This window comes from Corynebacterium simulans, from assembly GCF_001586215.1.
GTDB classification, from domain to species: domain Bacteria; phylum Actinomycetota; class Actinomycetes; order Mycobacteriales; family Mycobacteriaceae; genus Corynebacterium; species Corynebacterium simulans.
In genome coordinates, this window is the sequence record NZ_CP014634.1 from 982,728 (window position 1) to 1,000,118 (window position 17,391).

The following is a 17,391-nucleotide window of genomic DNA, read 5'->3' on the forward strand; positions in this document are numbered from 1 at the left end:
CCTTTTCCTTTCGGCTCTCCGGTGGCGCTTAAGCGCCGCCGCCGAAGATGTCGATGGAGTCGCTGCCTTCGCGAAGCGTCACATAAGCGCGCTTGGTGGACTTACGCTGACCGAAACCGGTGCGGGTGCGCTTACGCTTACCTGCACGGTTGACGGTGTTCACGGAGTCAACCTTTACGCCGAAGATCTGCTCGATGGCATCTTTGATCTGGGTCTTGTTGGAGTCCGTGGAGACGTAGAACGTGTAGACGTTCTGCTCCATCAGGCCGTAGGACTTCTCGGAAACGACCGGTGCGATGACAATGTCACGCGGGTTAGCGAGCTTAGCCATTACTTCTCCTCCTTAACTTCCTCGTTCGCACCCTGAGCGCGAGCGACGAAGGTGTGCAGAGCCTCAACGGAGAACACAACGTCGTCAGAGTAAAGGACGTCGTAGGTGTTCAGCTGGCCTGCGTCCAGGATCTGGACGTTAGGCAGGTTGTTGGCGCTGCGGCGAGCGTTGATGTCCTCGCGGCCGACAACGAGCAGCACGTTCTTGCGCTCGGTCAGACGCTCGATGAAAGCCTTAGCCGCCTTGGTGGACGGGGTCTGGCCCGGGACGAGCTCTTCGATTACGTGGATACGCTCGTTGCGAGCGCGGTCGGACAGTGCACCAAAGAGAGCAGCCTTGATCATCTTCTTAGGGGTGCGCTGTGCGTAGTCGCGCGGAACCGGGCCGTGGGAGATGCCGCCACCTGCGTAGTGCGGTGCGCGGATCGAGCCCTGGCGTGCACGACCGGTGCCCTTCTGGCGGAAAGGCTTACGGCCACCGCCGGAAACCTCGCCACGGGTCTTTGCCTTGTGGGTGCCCTGGCGCGCAGCAGCAAGCTGAGCGTTGACAACCTGGTGCATCAAAGCGATGGATGCCTCGGTGTCAAAGATCTCTGCTGGCAGCTCGACAGAGCCGTTGGTCTTACCCTCAGCGGTCTGGACGTCTAGCTTGAGGTTGCTCATGCGTGTGCACCGCCCTTCACTGCGGTCTTAACGGTGACGAGGCCACCGCGTGCACCAGGGATAGCACCCTTGATGAGCAGCAGGTTGGACTCGGCATCGATCTTCTGAATCTTCAGGTTCTGGGTGGTCACACGGTCGTGGCCCATGCGGCCAGCCATGCGGGTGCCCTTGAAGACGCGAGCCGGGGTAGCGCAGGCGCCGATGCCGCCGACGCGGCGGTGAGCAGCCTGGTTACCGTGGGCAGCACCCTGACCTGCGAAGCCGTGGCGCTTCATGGCGCCAGCGTAGCCGTGGCCCTTGGTCGTGCCGGTGACGTCAACGAAGGTGATGCCCTCGAAGATGTCAGCGGTAACTTCCTGGCCAACCTCGTAAGCAGAGGTGTCATCCATGCGGATTTCGGCAACGTGGCGACGTGGGGTTACGCCAGCCTTCTTGAAGTGACCTGCGGCAGGCTTGTTTGCCTTGCGTGGGTCGATTTCGCCAAATGCGATCTGGATGGCGTTGTAGCCATCGGTTTCTGCGGTGCGAATCTGGGTAACAACGCACGGCCCAGCTTCAACGACGGTAACCGGTACAACGCGGTTTTCCTCGTCGAAGATCTGGGTCATGCCGAGCTTCTTGCCCAGAATGCCCTTGATCTCGTTTTCACTCATTGTTAGTTCTCCACCAAATATCTATTCGTCGATCGCTTTACACTACTGAATGTTTACGTCGACGCTGGCCGGAAGGTCGATGCGCATCAAAGCGTCAACGGTCTTCGGGGTCGGGTCGAGAATGTCGATGAGGCGCTTGTGAGTGCGCATCTCGAAGTGCTCGCGAGAGTCCTTGTACTTGTGCGGAGAACGAATAACGGCGTATACGTTCTTCTCGGTTGGGAGCGGCACTGGGCCAACAACACGAGCACCCGTACGGGTAACGGTCTCGACGATCTTCTTTGCAGAAGCGTCGATAGCCTCGTGATCATAGGCCTTCAGCCGAATGCGGATTTTTTGTCCCGCCACGCTTATCCTCTTCCTCGCTACCCCACATTCACATTCCCGGCGTATCCGGGGCGTGAAGCGGTGGGAATTGCTTCTCGATTTCTCTATAACGTTGTCCGGACTCTAGGGCCTGGGCGCAACGCCAGTTGTCTGACTGTCATGACGACCAAAAGTTGCGACCTGGCAATAAACCTGGTTGCAGTGCTTTCGACGGGGTACAAGACCCGTAAGTCAAAGTTCTATAGAAAGAGGACGGTTCCTCACGCATTACACGTGGAGGCACAAATCCAATTCATATACTGCCGCTGTTTATTTGCCATGCCCCTTCTCCGGTCCATTCGCTCGGGATGTCTCTACTAAACGCGGACCTAGCCCGATTGAATGACCTTCTCGGCACACACTTAAAAAGTGCCCACCTGCGAAGGTGTCATGTTCGCTTTACCAGCAACTTTGTTGAATATCGGGTGTGTTTCACCCACGATTTCCAAACGCCGTTGTGTTAAAGCAACCCTTGTATTTAAGCATGTAATCGCGCGTTTTCCAAACTTTTTTCCAAACCGTGTGCAAAGTCACGTTTTCCAAAAGATTGCACCTCAGCACCCCACAATGTCCGCATTCAGATATAGGCTCGGAAAGGTAGCTTTCTTGTTAAGGCGAAACTTCCCGCAATCAAGTCCCTATAGATAAGGAATAAGCACAATGACCGCTAATACCCCAGCGAATACTGATCAGAACGCTGCCCAGAACACCGCACAGAACGCAGCAACTTCCACCGAGCAGGCAAACACCGCCGCTGCTGCCCCGGAGGTCAACAAGAACCTGGAAACCGAGTACGGCACCACCACTATCGACGGCGCCGTGGTTTCCAAGATCGCTGGCATCGCCGCCCGCGAGGTTTCCGGAGTCGCCGCACTGGGCGGCGGCGGCGCTCGCATGATGGGCTCCATCCGTGAGTCCTTCGGCGCATCCGAGGATGTGCGCCAGGGCGTTACGGTTCAGGTCAACAACGCTGTTGCCACCATCGAAGTTGCCATCATCGCTGAGTACGGTGTTGCCATCCACGAGTTGGCTGAGGCTATCCGCCGCAACATCATGAACGCTGTCGAGCGCATGACCGGCCTGGGCGTTGAGCGCGTTGACGTTGTGGTCCACGACGTCAAACTGCCAAAGGAAGACACTGCCGGCGAGCAGGCCTCCAACAACGCTTTGGCACAGGGCCAGGAATAAACCTTTTCAAAGACTAAGGCAGTTTTTAAATGATGGAGTCCTCTCCGGAGCGCTTTGAACTAGATGCCGCTGCTGCACATCGCATCGTCGACTCAGTAGCAGCCATCCAGGGCGTCGCCAAGCTGCATCCCGGTTCTTTCGGCGAAGTTGCGTTGCTTTACCCCGGCAAGCGCATCGGCGGCATAAAGCGCCCGAGTCCGCGCGACAATAGCCATATCGAGGTACACCTTGTAATCGACGTCGCGAAGCGCATTCCGGTTGCCACAATCGCGGACGCCGCCCGCACCGCGGCGCTCGAGGCCTGCCCGGGACTGCAACGCGTTGATGTCGTCGTGGCTGATGCTTTAAGCAGCGCACTGGAAGATTAAGAAGGAAGATTATGAAGAACTACTCCACGCTGGGCATTGTTGCCGGTCTGGTTTTGGCCTTTTTCATCCACCTTGGCCTGTGGCCCACGGTGTTGGCCATCCTGCTTGCCGCCATCGGTGGTGTTGTAGGTGCGCACTTCGACGGCCGTATCGACCTCACCGCCGTGTGGTATGGAATTATCGGCAAGGATAAAGGGCAGGGATAATGCCATCTGCCACGCCACAACAGCGCACTGATGGCACCTTGCGGTTTACGCACAAGGCTCTCGAACACATTGTCACTAGCGCCATCGCTTCCGTCCCCGGGACCGAAGCCATCGACGCCAAGCTCGCCGGCTTAGCTGGGCGCGCATTTCCGCGCCTGCTTATCCAGAGCGATCCTGCTTCCGAGGTGCTAGCGGTGGATGCCTCGATCGCGGTGACCTGGCCGAGTCCTGTCACAGACGTAGCGAAGTCGACCCGCAAAGCCATCGAGGAATGGGTTGCGGCCTATACCGGCTACCGCACCACCCGCGTCAACGTCACCGTTGCCGCAGCAGTACCGGGCGAGCGCGTGTCAGGCCCTGCCGTCGACGCGCGACAAACGCCACGGGCAATCACTCCGCGGTCACTTCCGGAGCGCCAGCTTAAACCGATAACCACCAACCATACGGTGCCAATACGCAATATAGATGCGCCTGCCCCGCAAACGGTGCGCTCTATCGACGCTGACAGCGCTCCGCTTCATGTCGCGTCCGTACACGCCCCGGAGCCAACTAGGCTTTTGCAGGTAAAGCCGCCCACGCCTAGCCACATCCGCCCTGTCGCCGCTCCCAATCCCGTGGCGGTACGCAGCGTGGCCGCTCCTCGGCCGCTGCAGCCGCGTCCGGTAAGTGCTCCCCGCCCGGTTGCGCTGCGCACAGTCCACGTACCCGAGCCAGCACCTGTCCGCCAGCCCTCGCTGCAAGGTACCGCGCCGGTTCGGCATGTCGTAGCGCCCCGTCCACAGCCACTGCGTGAAATCACAATTAGACCGATGTACAGAGGGGGTCAGGATGTCTAAGAAAGATGCTCTCCCGCAGGGCTTTGGCCAAAGTCCGGCGGCATCCCCCGCAGCCCGTAAATGGGCCGTTGTCCTCGGAATCGTTTGCTTGGGCGCCGCAGCTTTTCTCGGAAGGGAAACGTGGGCTGTCAGCACTAAAGCTGATTCCTGGCTGCAGCCTTTCATCGACGTGATGTCACAGGACGCGGTCGAAACTTGGATGCTGATAGGCGGCGGCATCGCTATTGCCATCGGCCTCATCTTCCTCATTGCTGTGTTCAAGCCACGCAAAAAGACCCACACCAGGCTCGCCTCCGACACCGCCTCGATGTGGCTGCGCTCGGTAGACATCGCGCGCGTGGCCTCAGCAGCTGCGCGCCGCGTGCCCGGCGTCAGTGCTGCCCGTAGCCGCGCAGTCATCAGCAAGAAGAAGATCGGCGTCGATATCACCGTCAACGGCGACACTGAGGACAATCTGTTGGTCGGCCGCGTGGAAGAGGCTGTATCGCAAGCCCTTTCCTCGTTGGAGCGCACCCCCCAGCTAAAAGTAAAGGCAGAAAATCTCCCGGAGGTCGATAATCATGTCTAAGGGCTTGGCAGCATTCGACCGTTTCCTATTATTCCTCATCGCCGTGGTCCTCATTGCGCTAGGGCTTTGGCCGATCCTCATCCATTTCGGGGTTCCCTTCGCCACTTCCCTGGCACGCTGGGTTGATCACGACGCTTGGGCAGCGCTGCCTAGCGCTAGTTGGTGGCCGGTAGCGCTGGGTGCAGCCACCATGCTCCTAGCGGTAGCCGGCATCTGGCTCATCGTGGCGAACTTGCGCCACCGGCGCTTCAACAACGTCGCATCCGATTCTTCGAATGATGAAGGCGCCATTTCCACCAATATGCAAGCTATTGCTGGTGCCGTGGCCAAAAGCTTTGATGCTCTCGACGGAGTCGAGAAGGTTCACCGGTTGGTGGCCTATGACCGTGCGCGGCCGACCTTGCAATACAAGATAGAAGCCAGCGCGGATATGCCACTAGATGAGCTAACCAAGGCAGTCGAAACCAGCGAGAAGGACTTCCGCGCAGCCTTCCCCGATGCCAATCTAGATACCGTGTACAAGCTGCACTTTAGCCAGGTTAAGGCACTAAAGGACTAGCCAATGTAGCCATCGACGGCGATATCAGGGGCGGATTCAGCGAGGAGTACCTCGGTGACCGCCCCAAATTCATGCGTAACCCCACGTGACAGCGATACTTGCAAAGGCTTCCCGGGACTACACTGCAGAATCTGCTTCCAGGAATAGTCAGCACGTTGCAGGCAGCGCCGTGCAATTTTAAATGCATGTAAGCCGTGGTCCAAAAGGATGGTTTCCAGCTCGGTGCGGATAAGCCACGCCCGCTCCCCTACGTTGCGCCTTTTCAACCCGCTGAGCTGGCGTGAATCTTGCTTTAGGCGGGTAATTGACTCCACTACGCCAAAGCGATGTTCGATGGACTCCGAGTCCTTGATAACAAGAGGTCGACCAGGCCCCACTGGCCGAACAGCCGAGTACTGCCACGCCACCGGCTGCCGCGGACCATCATCGCTGGTACGGCGAATGACCACATTTGCCTCGTCAATAGTCACGCGCTCACGCTGGGTGACGAGTAGCCACAATCCTTCCTCCACGCGGCCGTCGCCAAGCGGCAGTGTCGGTGGATGCAACCGCGCCATTTGCTCCAACGCACGAACCATATCCGCGTCGTCAGCACCCCATCCGAGGCCTTGGTTGGCCAGCATTGCAAACAGCGTGCCCAAGGGCAGCTCCGGCTGACCTTCCCACGCAGCTTTCAGAGCCTGCAGGGTGCGGTCGATGCGTGTGGGATCAAGCATGGCTCATAGCTTAACTGGCGCGGGAGCAAGACACGCAAAAAGCCACCGCCTTCCCGGAAAGGGAAAGCGGTGGCTTTAAAGGGCGTTACTTTAAACGCTCAAGCAAATGCTCTTACTTGATGATCTTGGTAACGCGGCCAGCGCCGACGGTGCGGGAGCCCTCGCGGATAGCGAAGCGCAGGCCCTCGTCCATAGCGACCGGCTGGATCAGCTCGACGGACATCTCGACGTTGTCGCCAGGCATAACCATCTCGGTGCCCTCAGGCAGCTTGATGACGCCGGTAACGTCGGTGGTGCGGAAGTAGAACTGCGGACGGTAGTTGTCCATGAACGGGGTGTGGCGGCCGCCCTCTTCCTTCTTCAGGACGTAGACGGAACCCTCGAACTGGGTGTGAGGGGTGTAAGCGCCCGGCTTGATAACAACCTGGCCACGCTCAACCTCTTCACGCTTGGTACCACGCAGAAGCAGGCCACAGTTGTCGCCAGCCTCGGTGTAGTCCATCATCTTGCGGAACATCTCGATACCGGTAACGGTGGTGGAGATGGACTTCTCCTGGATACCGATGATCTCGACGTCCTCGTTGACGTTCAGGGAGCCACGCTCAACACGGCCGGTAACAACGGTACCGCGGCCGGTGATGGTGAAGATGTCCTCGATCGGCATCAGGAACGGCTTGTCCAGCTCGCGCTCCGGATCCGGGATGGAGTCATCGCAAGCCTGCATGAGGTCGACAACAGCCTGTACCCACTTCTCGTCGCCCTCAAGAGCCTTCAGAGCGGAGATGTGAACGATCGGAGCTTCCTCGTCGTAGTCCTGCTCAGCGAGCAGCTCGCGGATCTCCATCTCGACGAGCTCGATGATTTCCTCGTCGTCAACCATGTCGCACTTGTTCAGTGCAACGAGGATGTAAGGAACGCCAACCTGGCGAGCCAGAAGAACGTGCTCGCGGGTCTGCGGCATCGGGCCATCGGTTGCAGCAACAACCAGGATAGCGCCGTCCATCTGAGCAGCACCGGTAATCATGTTCTTGATGTAGTCGGCGTGGCCCGGAGCGTCAACGTGTGCGTAGTGGCGCTTCGGGGTGGAGTACTCAACGTGGGAGATGTTGATGGTAATACCGCGCTCCTTCTCCTCAGGAGCCTTATCGATCATGTCGAATGCGAAAGCGGTGTTCTCCTCAGGGTACTGGTCAGCCAGAACCTTGGTGATCGCTGCGGTGGTGGTGGTCTTGCCGTGGTCGACGTGTCCGATGGTGCCGATGTTAACATGCGGCTTCGTACGCTCGAACTTCTCCTTTGCCACTGTTTGTCCTCCTGGACTCTATGGCGGCTGCATAGGCAGCCACGTGGTTGGTTAATGTCATTGGCACTTGGAACGAAAACTCCGAAGCGCTAATGACGCTTTCTTTACGTGCCAGTTACACGATCCTAGATTTATGCCGCAGTTTTTTCAAACCGCCTAAATAGGAGGTAACCCCGCGCATGTTGTGCGGTCGTTGACCCTCGACAAGAATCTGATAACGGATCCTGGGAGGGTAACGGCCGGCTCAACCAACACTTTTTGCAAGTGCAAGTTCAGCCAACCGCTACCCAACCAGTTGCCTCACGCGGGAGAAAAGCTGCAAGCTCTTGCCCCGCCCCGCAACTGGAATCTACTGGCAAAGACTACCAGCCGTATGCGGGGCTGAAGCGTGAGGGGGTGGCGATTGCCTTAAGGCTAGTTAGGCCTTGTTGCCGGTGCGCTCTTCGATGATCTCGGTTGCAACGGAGGAAGGAACCTCAGCGTAGGAATCGAAGACCATGGTGAAGTTTGCGCGGCCAGCGGTGGAAGAACGCAGGTCGCCGATGTAACCGAACATCTCGGACAGCGGAACCTTTGCCTTGACAACCTTTGCGCCGGAGCGGTCTTCCATAGCGAAGACCTGGCCACGACGGGAGCTGATGTCACCGTTAACGGTGCCCATGTACTCCTCAGGGGTAACAACCTCAACGGCCATGACCGGCTCAAGAAGGACTGGCTTTGCCTTAGCAACAGCTTCCTTCAGAACCTGGGAGCCAGCGAGCTTGAAGGCCATCTCGGAGGAGTCGACGTCGTGGTAAGCGCCGTCCTCGAGGGTTGCCTTGATGTTAACCAGCGGGAAGCCAGCGAGGTAGCCGTACTGCATTGCGTCCTGGATACCAGCGTCGACGGAAGGGATGTACTCCTTCGGAACGCGACCACCGGTGACGGCGTTCTCGAACTTGTAGGTTGCGGACTCGCCCTCCTCCAGCGTCTCTGGGTCCGGGTTGTAAGGCTCGATGGTGACGATGACCTTTGCGAACTGACCAGAACCACCGGTCTGCTTCTTGTGGGTGTAGTCCAGGGACTGAACCGTCTTGCGGATGGTCTCGCGGTAAGCAACCTGTGGGTTACCGATGTTTGCCTCGACCTTGAACTCGCGCTTCATACGGTCAACCAGAACGTCGAGGTGGAGCTCGCCCATGCCGCCGATAACGGTCTGGCCGGTCTCTTCATCCAGCTCGACGGTGAAGGTTGGGTCCTCAGCAGCGAGCTTCTGGATAGCGGTACCCAGCTTCTCCTGGTCAGCCTTGGTCTTTGGCTCGATGGAAACCTTGATAACCGGCTCCGGGAAGTCCATGGACTCGAGGATGATTGGGTTGTCCTTGTCGCACAGGGTGTCGCCCGTGGTGGTTTCCTTCAGGCCGATAACTGCGTAGATGTTACCTGCGTCAGCCTGCTCAACAGGGTTCTCCTTGTTGGCGTGCATCTGGAACAGCTTACCGATGCGCTCCTTCTTACCCTTGGTGGAGTTGAGCACCTCGGTGCCTGGGAAGACCTGGCCGGAGTAAACGCGAACGAAGTTCAGCTGGCCGAAGAACGGGTGTGCAGCAATCTTGAAGGACAGTGCGGAGAACGGGGAAGAAACAGCCGGCTTACGAGTAACCTGCTCTTCCTCGTTGCCAACAGCGTGGCCAATGACCTCGCCGACGTCCAGCGGGCTCGGAAGGAAGTCAACGACTGCGTCGAGCAGCGGCTGAACGCCCTTGTTGCGGTAAGCGGTACCACACAGAACCGGGTAGATCTCGGAGTTGATGGTCATCTTGCGGATGGCTGCCTTGATCTCGTCAAGAGTCAGCTCCTCGCCGCCGAAGTACTTCTCCATGAGCTCTTCGTCAGACTCAGCAACAGCCTCGAGCAGCTTCTCGCGGTACTCTTCAGCCTTCTCCTGCAGGTCAGCAGGGATCTCCTCGATGGTCGGCTCAGCACCGGTCTCGACCTTGCCGCGCCAGGTGATGGCACGCATGTTCAGCAGGTCAACGACACCGTCGAAGTCGTCCTCAGCGCCGATTGGCAGCTGCAGAACCAGTGGCTTAGCGCCGAGGCGATCGATAATGGTCTGAACGGTGAAGTAGAAGTCAGCGCCCAGCTTGTCCATCTTGTTGACAAAGCAGATACGCGGAACGTCGTACTTAGCAGCCTGACGCCACACCTGCTCGGACTGCGGCTCAACGCCTTCCTTGCCGTCGAAGACAGCAACAGCGCCATCCAGGACACGCAGGGAACGCTCGACCTCAACGGTGAAGTCAACGTGACCCGGGGTGTCGATGATGTTGATCTGGTTGTTGTCCCAGAAACAGGTAACAGCAGCGGAGGTAATGGTGATACCGCGCTCCTTCTCCTGCTCCATCCAGTCAGTGGTGGATGCGCCATCGTGCGTCTCGCCGACCTTACGGTTAATACCGGTGTAGAAGAGAATACGCTCGGTGGTGGTGGTCTTACCAGCATCGATGTGAGCCATGATGCCGATGTTGCGGACCTTGTGAAGGTCCTTAAGCACTTCTTGTGCCACGGTTTTACCCCAACTTATTTATCGTGGACGCTTCGCGCCGGTTCCCCGCTTTCAAAGCGAGGTTCCAGCACCAATCCGTCCGCATGGATAGGTCTTTATTAATTTTGCCACGTCTCGGCCGTCTTAGCAGCCGCAGGGCTACTAAAACTTCCAGCGGTGCACCTTAATACACCTTTATGTAGCCCGCCTCCCCAAGCTAGCCGTCTGCCCACAAGGAGAAGACACCAGCTTAGAAAAATGGCCCGAGCAACGATATGAAGTTATGTTTGCAGTTTCAACCGCAGAAAGCGGGTGGAACTGTTCAGCAAAACTATTACGTTGCTCGGACCATAGGCATACGCTGGAAAATTACCAGCGGTAGTGTGCGAAGGCGCGGTTTGCCTCAGCCATCTTGTGGGTATCTTCACGACGCTTCACGGAAGCACCAAGACCGTTGGATGCATCCAGGATCTCGTTAGCGAGACGCTCGATCATGGTGTTCTCACGACGCTGGCGGGTGAAAGTCACCAACCAACGCAGAGCGAGGGTGTTAGCGCGAGCCGGCTTAACCTCAACTGGCACCTGGTAGGTAGCACCACCGACACGGCGGGAGCGAACCTCGAGGTCCGGGCGGATGTTGCCCAGAGCCTTCTCCAGGGTGCCGACTGGGTCGGTACCGGTCTTCTCACGGCAAGCCTCGAGTGCACCGTAGACGATGCGCTCTGCGGTGGACTTCTTGCCATCGAGGAGGATCTTGTTCACGAGCATGGTGACCTGCTCGGAGTTGTATACCGGGTCCTTAACTACAGGACGCTTCGGAGCAGCATTCTTACGCATTGTTGATTACTGTCCCTTCTTTGCACCGTAGCGGGAACGAGCCTGCTTGCGGTCCTTAACGCCCTGGGTATCCAGTGCGCCACGGATAATCTTGTAACGAACACCCGGGAGGTCCTTAACACGACCGCCGCGGACGAGCACCATGGAGTGCTCCTGCAGGTTGTGGCCCTCGCCTGGGATGTACGCGGAAACCTCGATACCGGAGGTCAGGCGAACACGAGCGACCTTACGCAGTGCAGAGTTCGGCTTCTTCGGGGTGGTGGTGTAAACGCGGGTGCAAACGCCACGACGCTGAGGGGAGCCCTTCAGCGCTGCGGTTGCGACCTTGGAGCGCTTATCATGGCGGCCCTTACGGACCAGCTGCTGAATAGTTGGCATAAATCTAGTCTTTCTGTATGACTTCGGCTGAACTGACCGATGCTGCCCAAACACGCAAAAATAGGGGCTCTTTTCCGGGGCCCTTCCGCGTGTCCAGAACATCAATCAGCCATTCAAGCCGATTAATCGATCAGACTTTTCGCCCTACATGAAGGCGAAACCTCTTCGAACAATAGCAGCGACACACAAAACATCCAAATTTCATCTACCTGGCTTTTCTTTCCATCACCGCAGGCAGTCAATTACGCAACGCTTGACGACGCCACACCCCACCCAAGCCCGCCTGTGACAAATTCCCCGGAACTTTGATCCCCACCCAAAATCGGGCATTAGGCGAGGCCTATAGGGACAACAATCACATCCACTAAATAGGCACACGCCCCGTCGGCGTTTCAACATTCGAACCACTATATATAGAAACGATAAACCCATTAGTGCGAATATCTTGTGTTTTAGTTGCTCGCCCCGGAAGAAATTACAGCTATGTTATTTCGTGTCGCCCGGCGCTGCGTGGTGGCTTTTTGGCATCCCGGCTTGCCGCAAGTCCTCCCACATGACTGCAGTTGCCACCTAATTCCCCCACATGCACGCCTGGGCGTGCCATCAGAGCTGGAAAGGCAGCGAGCTTTTCGCTGTACCAGCGCTCCATTTCCATAACGAAGGGAAGAACTACATGGGTTCACGGACCATTAACGTCGCAGATTCCATCGAAGAGTACTTGGGCCGGCGCGATTGGCGCATCAACGCCAATGCCAATCAGGATTTCTCGCTAGGAGGGTTGATTCTTAACAACGCTGGCAAAGTAACCGCCAATTACTGGCTAGATGAGGTCTTTACGCCAGCCGCGGGAAGTGCACACCGAGCCGGTGATATTCACATCCATGATCTAGACATGCTCAGCGGCTATTGCGCTGGCTGGTCACTGCGCCGAGTTCTAGAAGAGGGATTCGGTGGCGTTCCAGGCACTATCTCTTCAGCACCACCGAAGCACTTTTCCTCCGCGTGCGGACAGATCGTCAACTTCCTGGGCACTCTGCAAAACGAGTGGGCAGGCGCGCAGGCCTTCTCCAGCTTCGATACCTACATGGCGCCTTTCGTGCGGCTGGATAACCTCAGCTACGGCCAGGTGCTCCAGCACATGCAGGAGTTCATCTTCAACTTGAACGTGCCTTCCCGCTGGGGCACGCAGACGCCATTTACAAACCTCACTTTCGATTGGCACTGCCCTGCCGACTTACGCGACCAGGTACCGCTCATCGGTGGCGAGCCCGTCGACTTCTGTTACGGCGACTTGGAGGCGGAGATGGTCATCATCAACCGTGCCTTCATCGAGGTGATGTCCGCCGGCGACGCGGACGGTAGGCCTTTCACCTTTCCTATCCCCACCTACAACATCACCCCGGACTTCGATTGGGACAGCGAGAACGCCGAGGCGTTGTTTAGTATGACCGCGAAGTACGGGCTGCCCTACTTCCAGAACTTCCTCAACTCTGATCTAGACCCAGGCATGATTCGTTCCATGTGCTGCCGGCTGCAGCTGGACCTGCGCGAGCTATTAAAGCGCGGCAATGGCTTGTTCGGCTCGGCCGAGTTGACCGGCTCCATCGGCGTGGTCACGCTCAACTGCGCACGCCTGGGCTACCTCTACCGCGGCGACGAGGAGGCGCTATTGGCGCGCGTCGCAGAGCTGGTAGATCTCGGCGTCGACACGCTCGAGCGCCGCCGCGCCTTTGTTAACAAGTGTTTGGAGAAAGGTCTTTTCCCCTATACCAAGCGTTGGCTACCCAGCTTGGATAACCACTTCTCCACCATCGGCGTCAACGGCTGCAACGAGATGATCCGTAACTTCACTGCCGACGCCTACGATCTCACCGATCCGTGCGGCCACGCACAGGTTCTGCGTCTGCTGGAGCGGGTTCGCGCACTGCTTGTCGACGCCCAGGAAAGAACCGGGCACCTTTATAACCTTGAAGCCTCACCTGCCGAGGGCGCTACGTACCGCTTCGCCCGCGAAGATCTGAAGCGTTATCCAGACATACTGCATGCCGGCACCGCAGAAGAACCGTATTACACCAATTCCTCGCAACTGCCCGTCGCGCACACTCCCGATCCTTTCACCGCACTTGCAGCCCAAGAGGACCTGCAGACCCAATACACCGGCGGCACCGTGCTGCACCTCTACATGGGCTCAGCAATGTCCTCCGGTAAGGCGTGCGCGAACCTCGTGCGCCGCTCGCTGGAGAACTTCCGACTGCCCTATGTCACCATCACGCCGACCTTTTCCATCTGTAACTCCCACGGCTATATCTCCGGCGAGCATCCGCACTGCCCCGACTGCGGTTCCAGCACTGAGATGTGGACGCGCGTGATGGGCTATTTCCGGCCAGTCTCCAGCTTCAACACGGGCAAGAAGGGAGAGTTCCATGAGCGCCAGTACTTCGACGAGAGGCTTGCGGCCGGCGTTTAAGACTGCGCCGTCGTTGCAAGCGCCGAAGCTAAGTTCCAGAACGCAGCTGCCGATTGGCGGGCTCATCCCCTTCTCGGCATCAGATTGGCCAGATCACCTGACCATGACGTTGTTCCTCAACGGCTGCCCGCTGCGGTGCACCTATTGCCATAACCCGCAGCTGCAGGCCTTTGTGCCGGGAAGCTATAGCTGGCAGGACGCGTTTTCCTTGCTATCCAAGCGCCATGGGCTTCTCGACGGCGTGGTCTTTTCCGGCGGCGAGCCACTTTCCGCGCCCGGGCTGCCGCAAGCGATAGCTGAAGCCCACGCGGCTGGCTTTGAGGTTGGCCTCCACACGAGCGGATACCTGCCGAGCAGGTTGGAAAAGCTCGTGAATAACCCCCTGACGCGGCCAGATTGGATAGGCATCGATGTCAAGGCCTTGCCAGATGATCTGCCACAGGTCACCGGCTGCAGCCGCGCCCAAGCGCAGCGGATGTGGGAGTCCTTTTATCTTTTGGCAGAAAGCGCCCGGGCAGGGCGGCTAAAACTACAGGCCCGCACCACTTTGTGGCCCGGCTCCTGTATAGAGGCACGGCTTCCCGAGCTGGAAGAACGCGTTGCGCAACAGGGACTTAAGCTGGTGCTCCAGTGGGCGCACGACGTCGACAAGCACGGCGTCTACTGCGGGGCGGAAGCTACTGCCATTCCCACGTAAATTCGGCGTCGGTGGCGCGCTCGGAGAAGTAAACCTTCTCTTGTGCCTCCCAGGTCTCGAACCACTCTGCGTAGTCCGGATCTCGCTCGATGGCTCGCTCATAGCGCTTTTCGCGCGGGCCGTCGAGGCGCACCGTAATTACGGTGCCACGCTCCTTAGCGGCGGCGATATTTTCTGGGGTAACCGCACCGACTCCCTCCACGATGAGGTCATCGCGCGCGTCCAAACTCGCCCATTCACCGGGCGCATTGGCTTCCCAATCCCAGCGCCAGTAGCCAGGATTGGCCCCGCGCAGCACCTGTTCGGCAACCATCTGGGAGCCCTGCTCAAGGCCGTGCCAACCGGGATAGAACTCGTCCAGGTGCACCACACGCCAGCCTGCTCTATCGGCGAGGGCGGCGCAGGCCCACGTCTTGCCAGCACCCGATGGCCCATCGATGAGCACCGTCACCGGCTTGAAGGGTTTCTTGCGCGTCGCGGCAGCCTTGATGACATCCTCGATGAGGCGGTCGAGCTGACTGTCGAAGTCCATGCTTCGTGGCCCTTTCGTCTTATAGACCGAAGAATCTCCAGGAATCTGTAACTACCGACGCTACCACCGGCACCGCTGCCAAAAGTGAACCGGCTAACATAATCAGCCAATCTATCCTGCTCACACGCGACTCGCGCGCCCACGTGCGCGCCGGCGAATACAACGGCGTGCGCCCGAAACCACGGGCCTCCATCGCCGTGGCGAGCTTGCCTCCGCGGCGCAGCGCCACTACCAAAAGGCCGAAGGACATCGTAAGCAAATGCTTAACCTTGCCGCGATCCCCCAATCCCCTAGCCCTCCGGGCACGAGCCATGGAATCCCAGTCGTCTCGAAACAGCGTCGCCATGCGCACACCGGCGACCGCGCCAATAACAAAACGCGAAGGCAGGCGAAGGTTTTGCGCCAGGGCGTCGCCTAAGCGTGTGGAATCAATGTCGCGCGCGAGGACAATCATTGGCAGCGCTACCGCGAGCACACGCAGCATCATCGCCACCGAAAGGCGCACCGAGTTCTCCGAAACCACGATGAGCCAAAGCCGGAAGTAAACCTCCCCGCCCTCGGCGCCATACAGCAACATCGAAACGCCAGACAGTGCGGCGAGGATAAACAGGAACCATCCGCTCCTTATGAGCTTTCCCAAACTAACCCCACACAGCGGCGCAAATACGAAGGTGATGACCAAAGAAACCGCGGCGGAGACCCAATCCACCGAGAGAAACAACGGCAAGGTCAGCGCCAGCATAAGGTAAACCCGCGTCAATGGGTTTACGCCGGACAAGATATTAGGCACGCGGCACCTCCACGCGGTGGTCACCGAGAGCCGCAATGAAGAGGGGATCGTGGGTTACCGAGGCAATGGTCACTCCCTCATCGCTTAACTCGCGCAGCATCCACACCAGTTCCGCGAAGGTCTGCGGATCCTGGCCGAACGTCGGCTCATCAAGCAACAGAACCGCCGGCGCGCTCACCAATGCTGTCGCCACCGAAAGGCGCCGTTTCTCTCCGCCCGAAAGGGTGAAGGGGTTGGCGCCAAGCAGCTGCCCCAAACGCAGGCGCTCCACTAATTCCGAGATGCGCTTTTCTGGGACCTCCTCGCCCATCACTCGGGGTCCCACGCGCAGCTCATCGGCAACGCTGCGCGCGACGAATTGATGTTCTGGGTTCTGAAACACGTACCCAATGCGATGCGCGAGCTCGCGCGACTTCCACGTTGCCGGGTCTCCTTTGAGGCCGCGACGCACGTGCTCGGCGACGCCCACCTCACCCGACGTATACGGCAACAGCCCGGCCATGGTTTCCAGCCAGGTGGTCTTTCCCGCCCCGTTGGGACCTGTCACAACGGTCGAAGCTGTCGAGGGAAGCTCAAAGGTACGCGGCGGGCCAAAGCGGGTAGCCAAATCCTTCGACCACATCGCTGGCTCAAGGCTGGATACGTCTTGTGGAACGCGAGCCTGCGGCAGCGTGGGCATCGCTTGGGCGCGTGCTTCCAGCACCTCGCCCACGGAAGCGTCAAGCGCAACCTGCCCATCCTCGATGAGTAGTCCGCGTTGCAGCAAGTGACGCCATCTATCTGGCTGGTGCTCAACCACGATGAGCGTGGCGCCGGTGCGCTCCACTAGCTGGGTCACCGCACGAACCACCGAATCGGCGCCCTCTGGGTCGAGGTTCGCCGTGGGCTCGTCCAACAAGATAAGTCCTGCGCCCATCGCCATCACGCCCGCCAAAGCCAAGCGTTGCTTCTGGCCACCGGAAAGCCGAGCGGTGGGATAGTCACGTGGAAGGTCAAGACCCACCAGCTCCAAGGCTTGGTCGACGCGGCGCCAAATCTCAGAGCGTTCGAGGCCAAGGTTCTCGCAGCCGAAAGCAACGTCGTCGCCCACTCGCGAGGAAATTACTTGGGAATCAGGATCCTGCAGGACCAGCCCCACTGGCATGCCTTCACCAGGCCACTCACCATTGCCCGCGGTATCAGCTCCGAAGAGCTGGATCTCTCCTACCTGCTCACCTTCCTCGTCGCCGCCGAGCACTCCGGCAAGAGCCGCCAAGAGCGTGGACTTGCCAGAACCGGAGTCACCGCACAGCAGAATTCGTTCGCCGGGCTCGACGTGGAAAGCAACATCCCGCAACGCCGGCTCTGCGCGCCCGGCATGAGTCCAGCCAAAACCTTTAACGCGGATGCCTGTTCCAGAAACCATTC

Annotated in this window: 20 protein-coding genes; 8 read left to right on the forward strand and 12 right to left on the reverse strand. The window is 58.8% G+C overall.

The window, feature by feature from the left end:
* Positions 1–28 precede the first annotated feature (28 nt).
* The 4 genes from rplW to rpsJ are packed head-to-tail and all read right to left on the reverse strand — an operon-like array spanning position 29 to position 1,994.
* On the reverse strand, positions 29–331 hold the full coding sequence (rplW, locus tag WM42_RS04640; RefSeq protein ID WP_061920494.1) for a 50S ribosomal protein L23: 303 nt from the start codon (positions 329–331) through the stop codon (positions 29–31).
* Positions 331–993 (reverse strand): 50S ribosomal protein L4, encoded by a 663-nt coding sequence (gene rplD, locus WM42_RS04645; RefSeq protein WP_061920492.1) that lies wholly within the window; start codon positions 991–993, stop codon positions 331–333. Before rplD ends, rplW begins: the two co-directional genes overlap by 1 nt.
* Positions 990–1,646 carry a 50S ribosomal protein L3 gene (gene rplC, locus WM42_RS04650; protein ID WP_061920490.1) on the reverse strand — a complete coding sequence of 219 codons (657 nt, stop codon included), beginning with the start codon at positions 1,644–1,646 and terminating at the stop codon, positions 990–992. The genes rplD and rplC overlap by 4 nt, the downstream gene beginning before the upstream one ends.
* A gap of 42 nt (positions 1,647–1,688) precedes the next feature.
* On the reverse strand, positions 1,689–1,994 hold the full coding sequence (rpsJ, locus tag WM42_RS04655) for a 30S ribosomal protein S10 (protein WP_003848085.1): 306 nt from the start codon (positions 1,992–1,994) through the stop codon (positions 1,689–1,691).
* Positions 1,995–2,672: 678 nt separating this feature from the next.
* Between rpsJ and WM42_RS04660 the strand changes: the two genes are divergently transcribed.
* From WM42_RS04660 to WM42_RS04685, 6 genes are read left to right on the forward strand one after another with little or no spacing between them, the layout of a single operon-like run.
* The gene (locus tag WM42_RS04660) at positions 2,673–3,200 is read left to right on the forward strand and encodes an Asp23/Gls24 family envelope stress response protein (RefSeq protein WP_062035892.1); all 528 of its coding nucleotides are present in this window, start codon (positions 2,673–2,675) and stop codon (positions 3,198–3,200) included.
* A 29-nt stretch (positions 3,201–3,229) separates the two neighbouring features.
* Complete coding sequence (locus tag WM42_RS04665; protein ID WP_062035894.1) at positions 3,230–3,568, forward strand: hypothetical protein; 339 nt, start codon at positions 3,230–3,232, stop codon at positions 3,566–3,568.
* Positions 3,569–3,579: 11 nt separating this feature from the next.
* Positions 3,580–3,774 carry a DUF2273 domain-containing protein gene (locus WM42_RS04670; protein WP_061920486.1) on the forward strand — a complete coding sequence of 65 codons (195 nt, stop codon included), beginning with the start codon at positions 3,580–3,582 and terminating at the stop codon, positions 3,772–3,774.
* Entirely contained in the window at positions 3,774–4,610 is an 837-nt protein-coding gene (locus tag WM42_RS04675; protein WP_062035895.1) for an Asp23/Gls24 family envelope stress response protein, read from the forward strand. Before WM42_RS04670 ends, WM42_RS04675 begins: the two co-directional genes overlap by 1 nt.
* Positions 4,603–5,178 carry a DUF6286 domain-containing protein gene (locus tag WM42_RS04680; RefSeq protein WP_062035896.1) on the forward strand — a complete coding sequence of 192 codons (576 nt, stop codon included), beginning with the start codon at positions 4,603–4,605 and terminating at the stop codon, positions 5,176–5,178. Before WM42_RS04675 ends, WM42_RS04680 begins: the two co-directional genes overlap by 8 nt.
* Positions 5,171–5,737 carry an Asp23/Gls24 family envelope stress response protein gene (locus tag WM42_RS04685; protein WP_062035897.1) on the forward strand — a complete coding sequence of 189 codons (567 nt, stop codon included), beginning with the start codon at positions 5,171–5,173 and terminating at the stop codon, positions 5,735–5,737. The genes WM42_RS04680 and WM42_RS04685 overlap by 8 nt, the downstream gene beginning before the upstream one ends.
* Here WM42_RS04685 and WM42_RS04690 read toward each other — a convergent pair.
* The 5 genes from WM42_RS04690 to rpsL all read right to left on the reverse strand — a co-directional run bounded on the left by WM42_RS04690 (position 5,734) and on the right by rpsL (position 11,498).
* Positions 5,734–6,453, reverse strand: coding sequence for a hypothetical protein (locus WM42_RS04690; protein WP_062035899.1), 720 nt, complete (start codon positions 6,451–6,453; stop codon positions 5,734–5,736). The two genes, WM42_RS04685 and WM42_RS04690, sit on opposite strands and share 4 nt — an antisense overlap.
* Positions 6,454–6,565: 112 nt before the next feature.
* On the reverse strand, positions 6,566–7,756 hold the full coding sequence (gene tuf, locus WM42_RS04695) for an elongation factor Tu (protein WP_061920476.1): 1,191 nt from the start codon (positions 7,754–7,756) through the stop codon (positions 6,566–6,568).
* Between the two features lie 418 nt (positions 7,757–8,174).
* Positions 8,175–10,304, reverse strand: coding sequence for an elongation factor G (gene fusA / locus WM42_RS04700; protein ID WP_062035900.1), 2,130 nt, complete (start codon positions 10,302–10,304; stop codon positions 8,175–8,177).
* Between the two features lie 348 nt (positions 10,305–10,652).
* The gene (gene rpsG / locus WM42_RS04705) at positions 10,653–11,120 is read right to left on the reverse strand and encodes a 30S ribosomal protein S7 (RefSeq protein ID WP_042529270.1); all 468 of its coding nucleotides are present in this window, start codon (positions 11,118–11,120) and stop codon (positions 10,653–10,655) included.
* A gap of 6 nt (positions 11,121–11,126) precedes the next feature.
* Entirely contained in the window at positions 11,127–11,498 is a 372-nt protein-coding gene (gene rpsL, locus WM42_RS04710) for a 30S ribosomal protein S12 (protein WP_046646811.1), read from the reverse strand.
* Between the two features lie 673 nt (positions 11,499–12,171).
* On the opposite strand from rpsL, the gene WM42_RS04715 reads away from it, so the two are divergent.
* Positions 12,172–13,965, forward strand: coding sequence for a ribonucleoside triphosphate reductase (locus tag WM42_RS04715; protein ID WP_062035903.1), 1,794 nt, complete (start codon positions 12,172–12,174; stop codon positions 13,963–13,965).
* Complete coding sequence (locus WM42_RS04720; RefSeq protein ID WP_235591319.1) at positions 13,922–14,662, forward strand: anaerobic ribonucleoside-triphosphate reductase activating protein; 741 nt, start codon at positions 13,922–13,924, stop codon at positions 14,660–14,662. Before WM42_RS04715 ends, WM42_RS04720 begins: the two co-directional genes overlap by 44 nt.
* Here the strand turns inward: WM42_RS04720 and WM42_RS04725 are convergent.
* Genes WM42_RS04725 through WM42_RS04735 form a run of 3 tightly spaced genes read right to left on the reverse strand, consistent with a single transcriptional unit; the run spans position 14,643 to position 17,389 of the window.
* Positions 14,643–15,194, reverse strand: coding sequence for a nucleoside/nucleotide kinase family protein (locus WM42_RS04725; RefSeq protein ID WP_062035905.1), 552 nt, complete (start codon positions 15,192–15,194; stop codon positions 14,643–14,645). The two genes, WM42_RS04720 and WM42_RS04725, sit on opposite strands and share 20 nt — an antisense overlap.
* A gap of 19 nt (positions 15,195–15,213) precedes the next feature.
* Entirely contained in the window at positions 15,214–15,984 is a 771-nt protein-coding gene (locus WM42_RS04730) for an energy-coupling factor transporter transmembrane component T family protein (RefSeq protein WP_062035908.1), read from the reverse strand.
* Complete coding sequence (locus WM42_RS04735; protein WP_062035910.1) at positions 15,977–17,389, reverse strand: ABC transporter ATP-binding protein; 1,413 nt, start codon at positions 17,387–17,389, stop codon at positions 15,977–15,979. The genes WM42_RS04730 and WM42_RS04735 overlap by 8 nt, the downstream gene beginning before the upstream one ends.
* Positions 17,390–17,391: the final 2 nt, after the last annotated feature.

Coding starts and splice junctions, on each gene's coding strand:
- WM42_RS04735 (WP_062035910.1), bottom strand. CDS start 17,389: ATGGTTTCTGGAACAGGCATCCGCGTTAAAGGTTTTGGCTGGACTCAT.
- WM42_RS04665 (WP_062035894.1), top strand. CDS start 3,230: ATGATGGAGTCCTCTCCGGAGCGCTTTGAACTAGATGCCGCTGCTGCA.
- rpsL (WP_046646811.1), bottom strand. CDS start 11,498: ATGCCAACTATTCAGCAGCTGGTCCGTAAGGGCCGCCATGATAAGCGC.
- WM42_RS04720 (WP_235591319.1), top strand. CDS start 13,922: ATGAGCGCCAGTACTTCGACGAGAGGCTTGCGGCCGGCGTTTAAGACT.
- WM42_RS04675 (WP_062035895.1), top strand. CDS start 3,774: ATGCCATCTGCCACGCCACAACAGCGCACTGATGGCACCTTGCGGTTT.
- rplC (WP_061920490.1), bottom strand. CDS start 1,646: ATGAGTGAAAACGAGATCAAGGGCATTCTGGGCAAGAAGCTCGGCATG.
- rplW (WP_061920494.1), bottom strand. CDS start 331: ATGGCTAAGCTCGCTAACCCGCGTGACATTGTCATCGCACCGGTCGTT.
- rplD (WP_061920492.1), bottom strand. CDS start 993: ATGAGCAACCTCAAGCTAGACGTCCAGACCGCTGAGGGTAAGACCAAC.
- WM42_RS04670 (WP_061920486.1), top strand. CDS start 3,580: ATGAAGAACTACTCCACGCTGGGCATTGTTGCCGGTCTGGTTTTGGCC.
- WM42_RS04715 (WP_062035903.1), top strand. CDS start 12,172: ATGGGTTCACGGACCATTAACGTCGCAGATTCCATCGAAGAGTACTTG.
- rpsG (WP_042529270.1), bottom strand. CDS start 11,120: ATGCGTAAGAATGCTGCTCCGAAGCGTCCTGTAGTTAAGGACCCGGTA.
- WM42_RS04660 (WP_062035892.1), top strand. CDS start 2,673: ATGACCGCTAATACCCCAGCGAATACTGATCAGAACGCTGCCCAGAAC.
- WM42_RS04690 (WP_062035899.1), bottom strand. CDS start 6,453: ATGCTTGATCCCACACGCATCGACCGCACCCTGCAGGCTCTGAAAGCT.
- WM42_RS04680 (WP_062035896.1), top strand. CDS start 4,603: ATGTCTAAGAAAGATGCTCTCCCGCAGGGCTTTGGCCAAAGTCCGGCG.
- WM42_RS04725 (WP_062035905.1), bottom strand. CDS start 15,194: ATGGACTTCGACAGTCAGCTCGACCGCCTCATCGAGGATGTCATCAAG.
- WM42_RS04685 (WP_062035897.1), top strand. CDS start 5,171: ATGTCTAAGGGCTTGGCAGCATTCGACCGTTTCCTATTATTCCTCATC.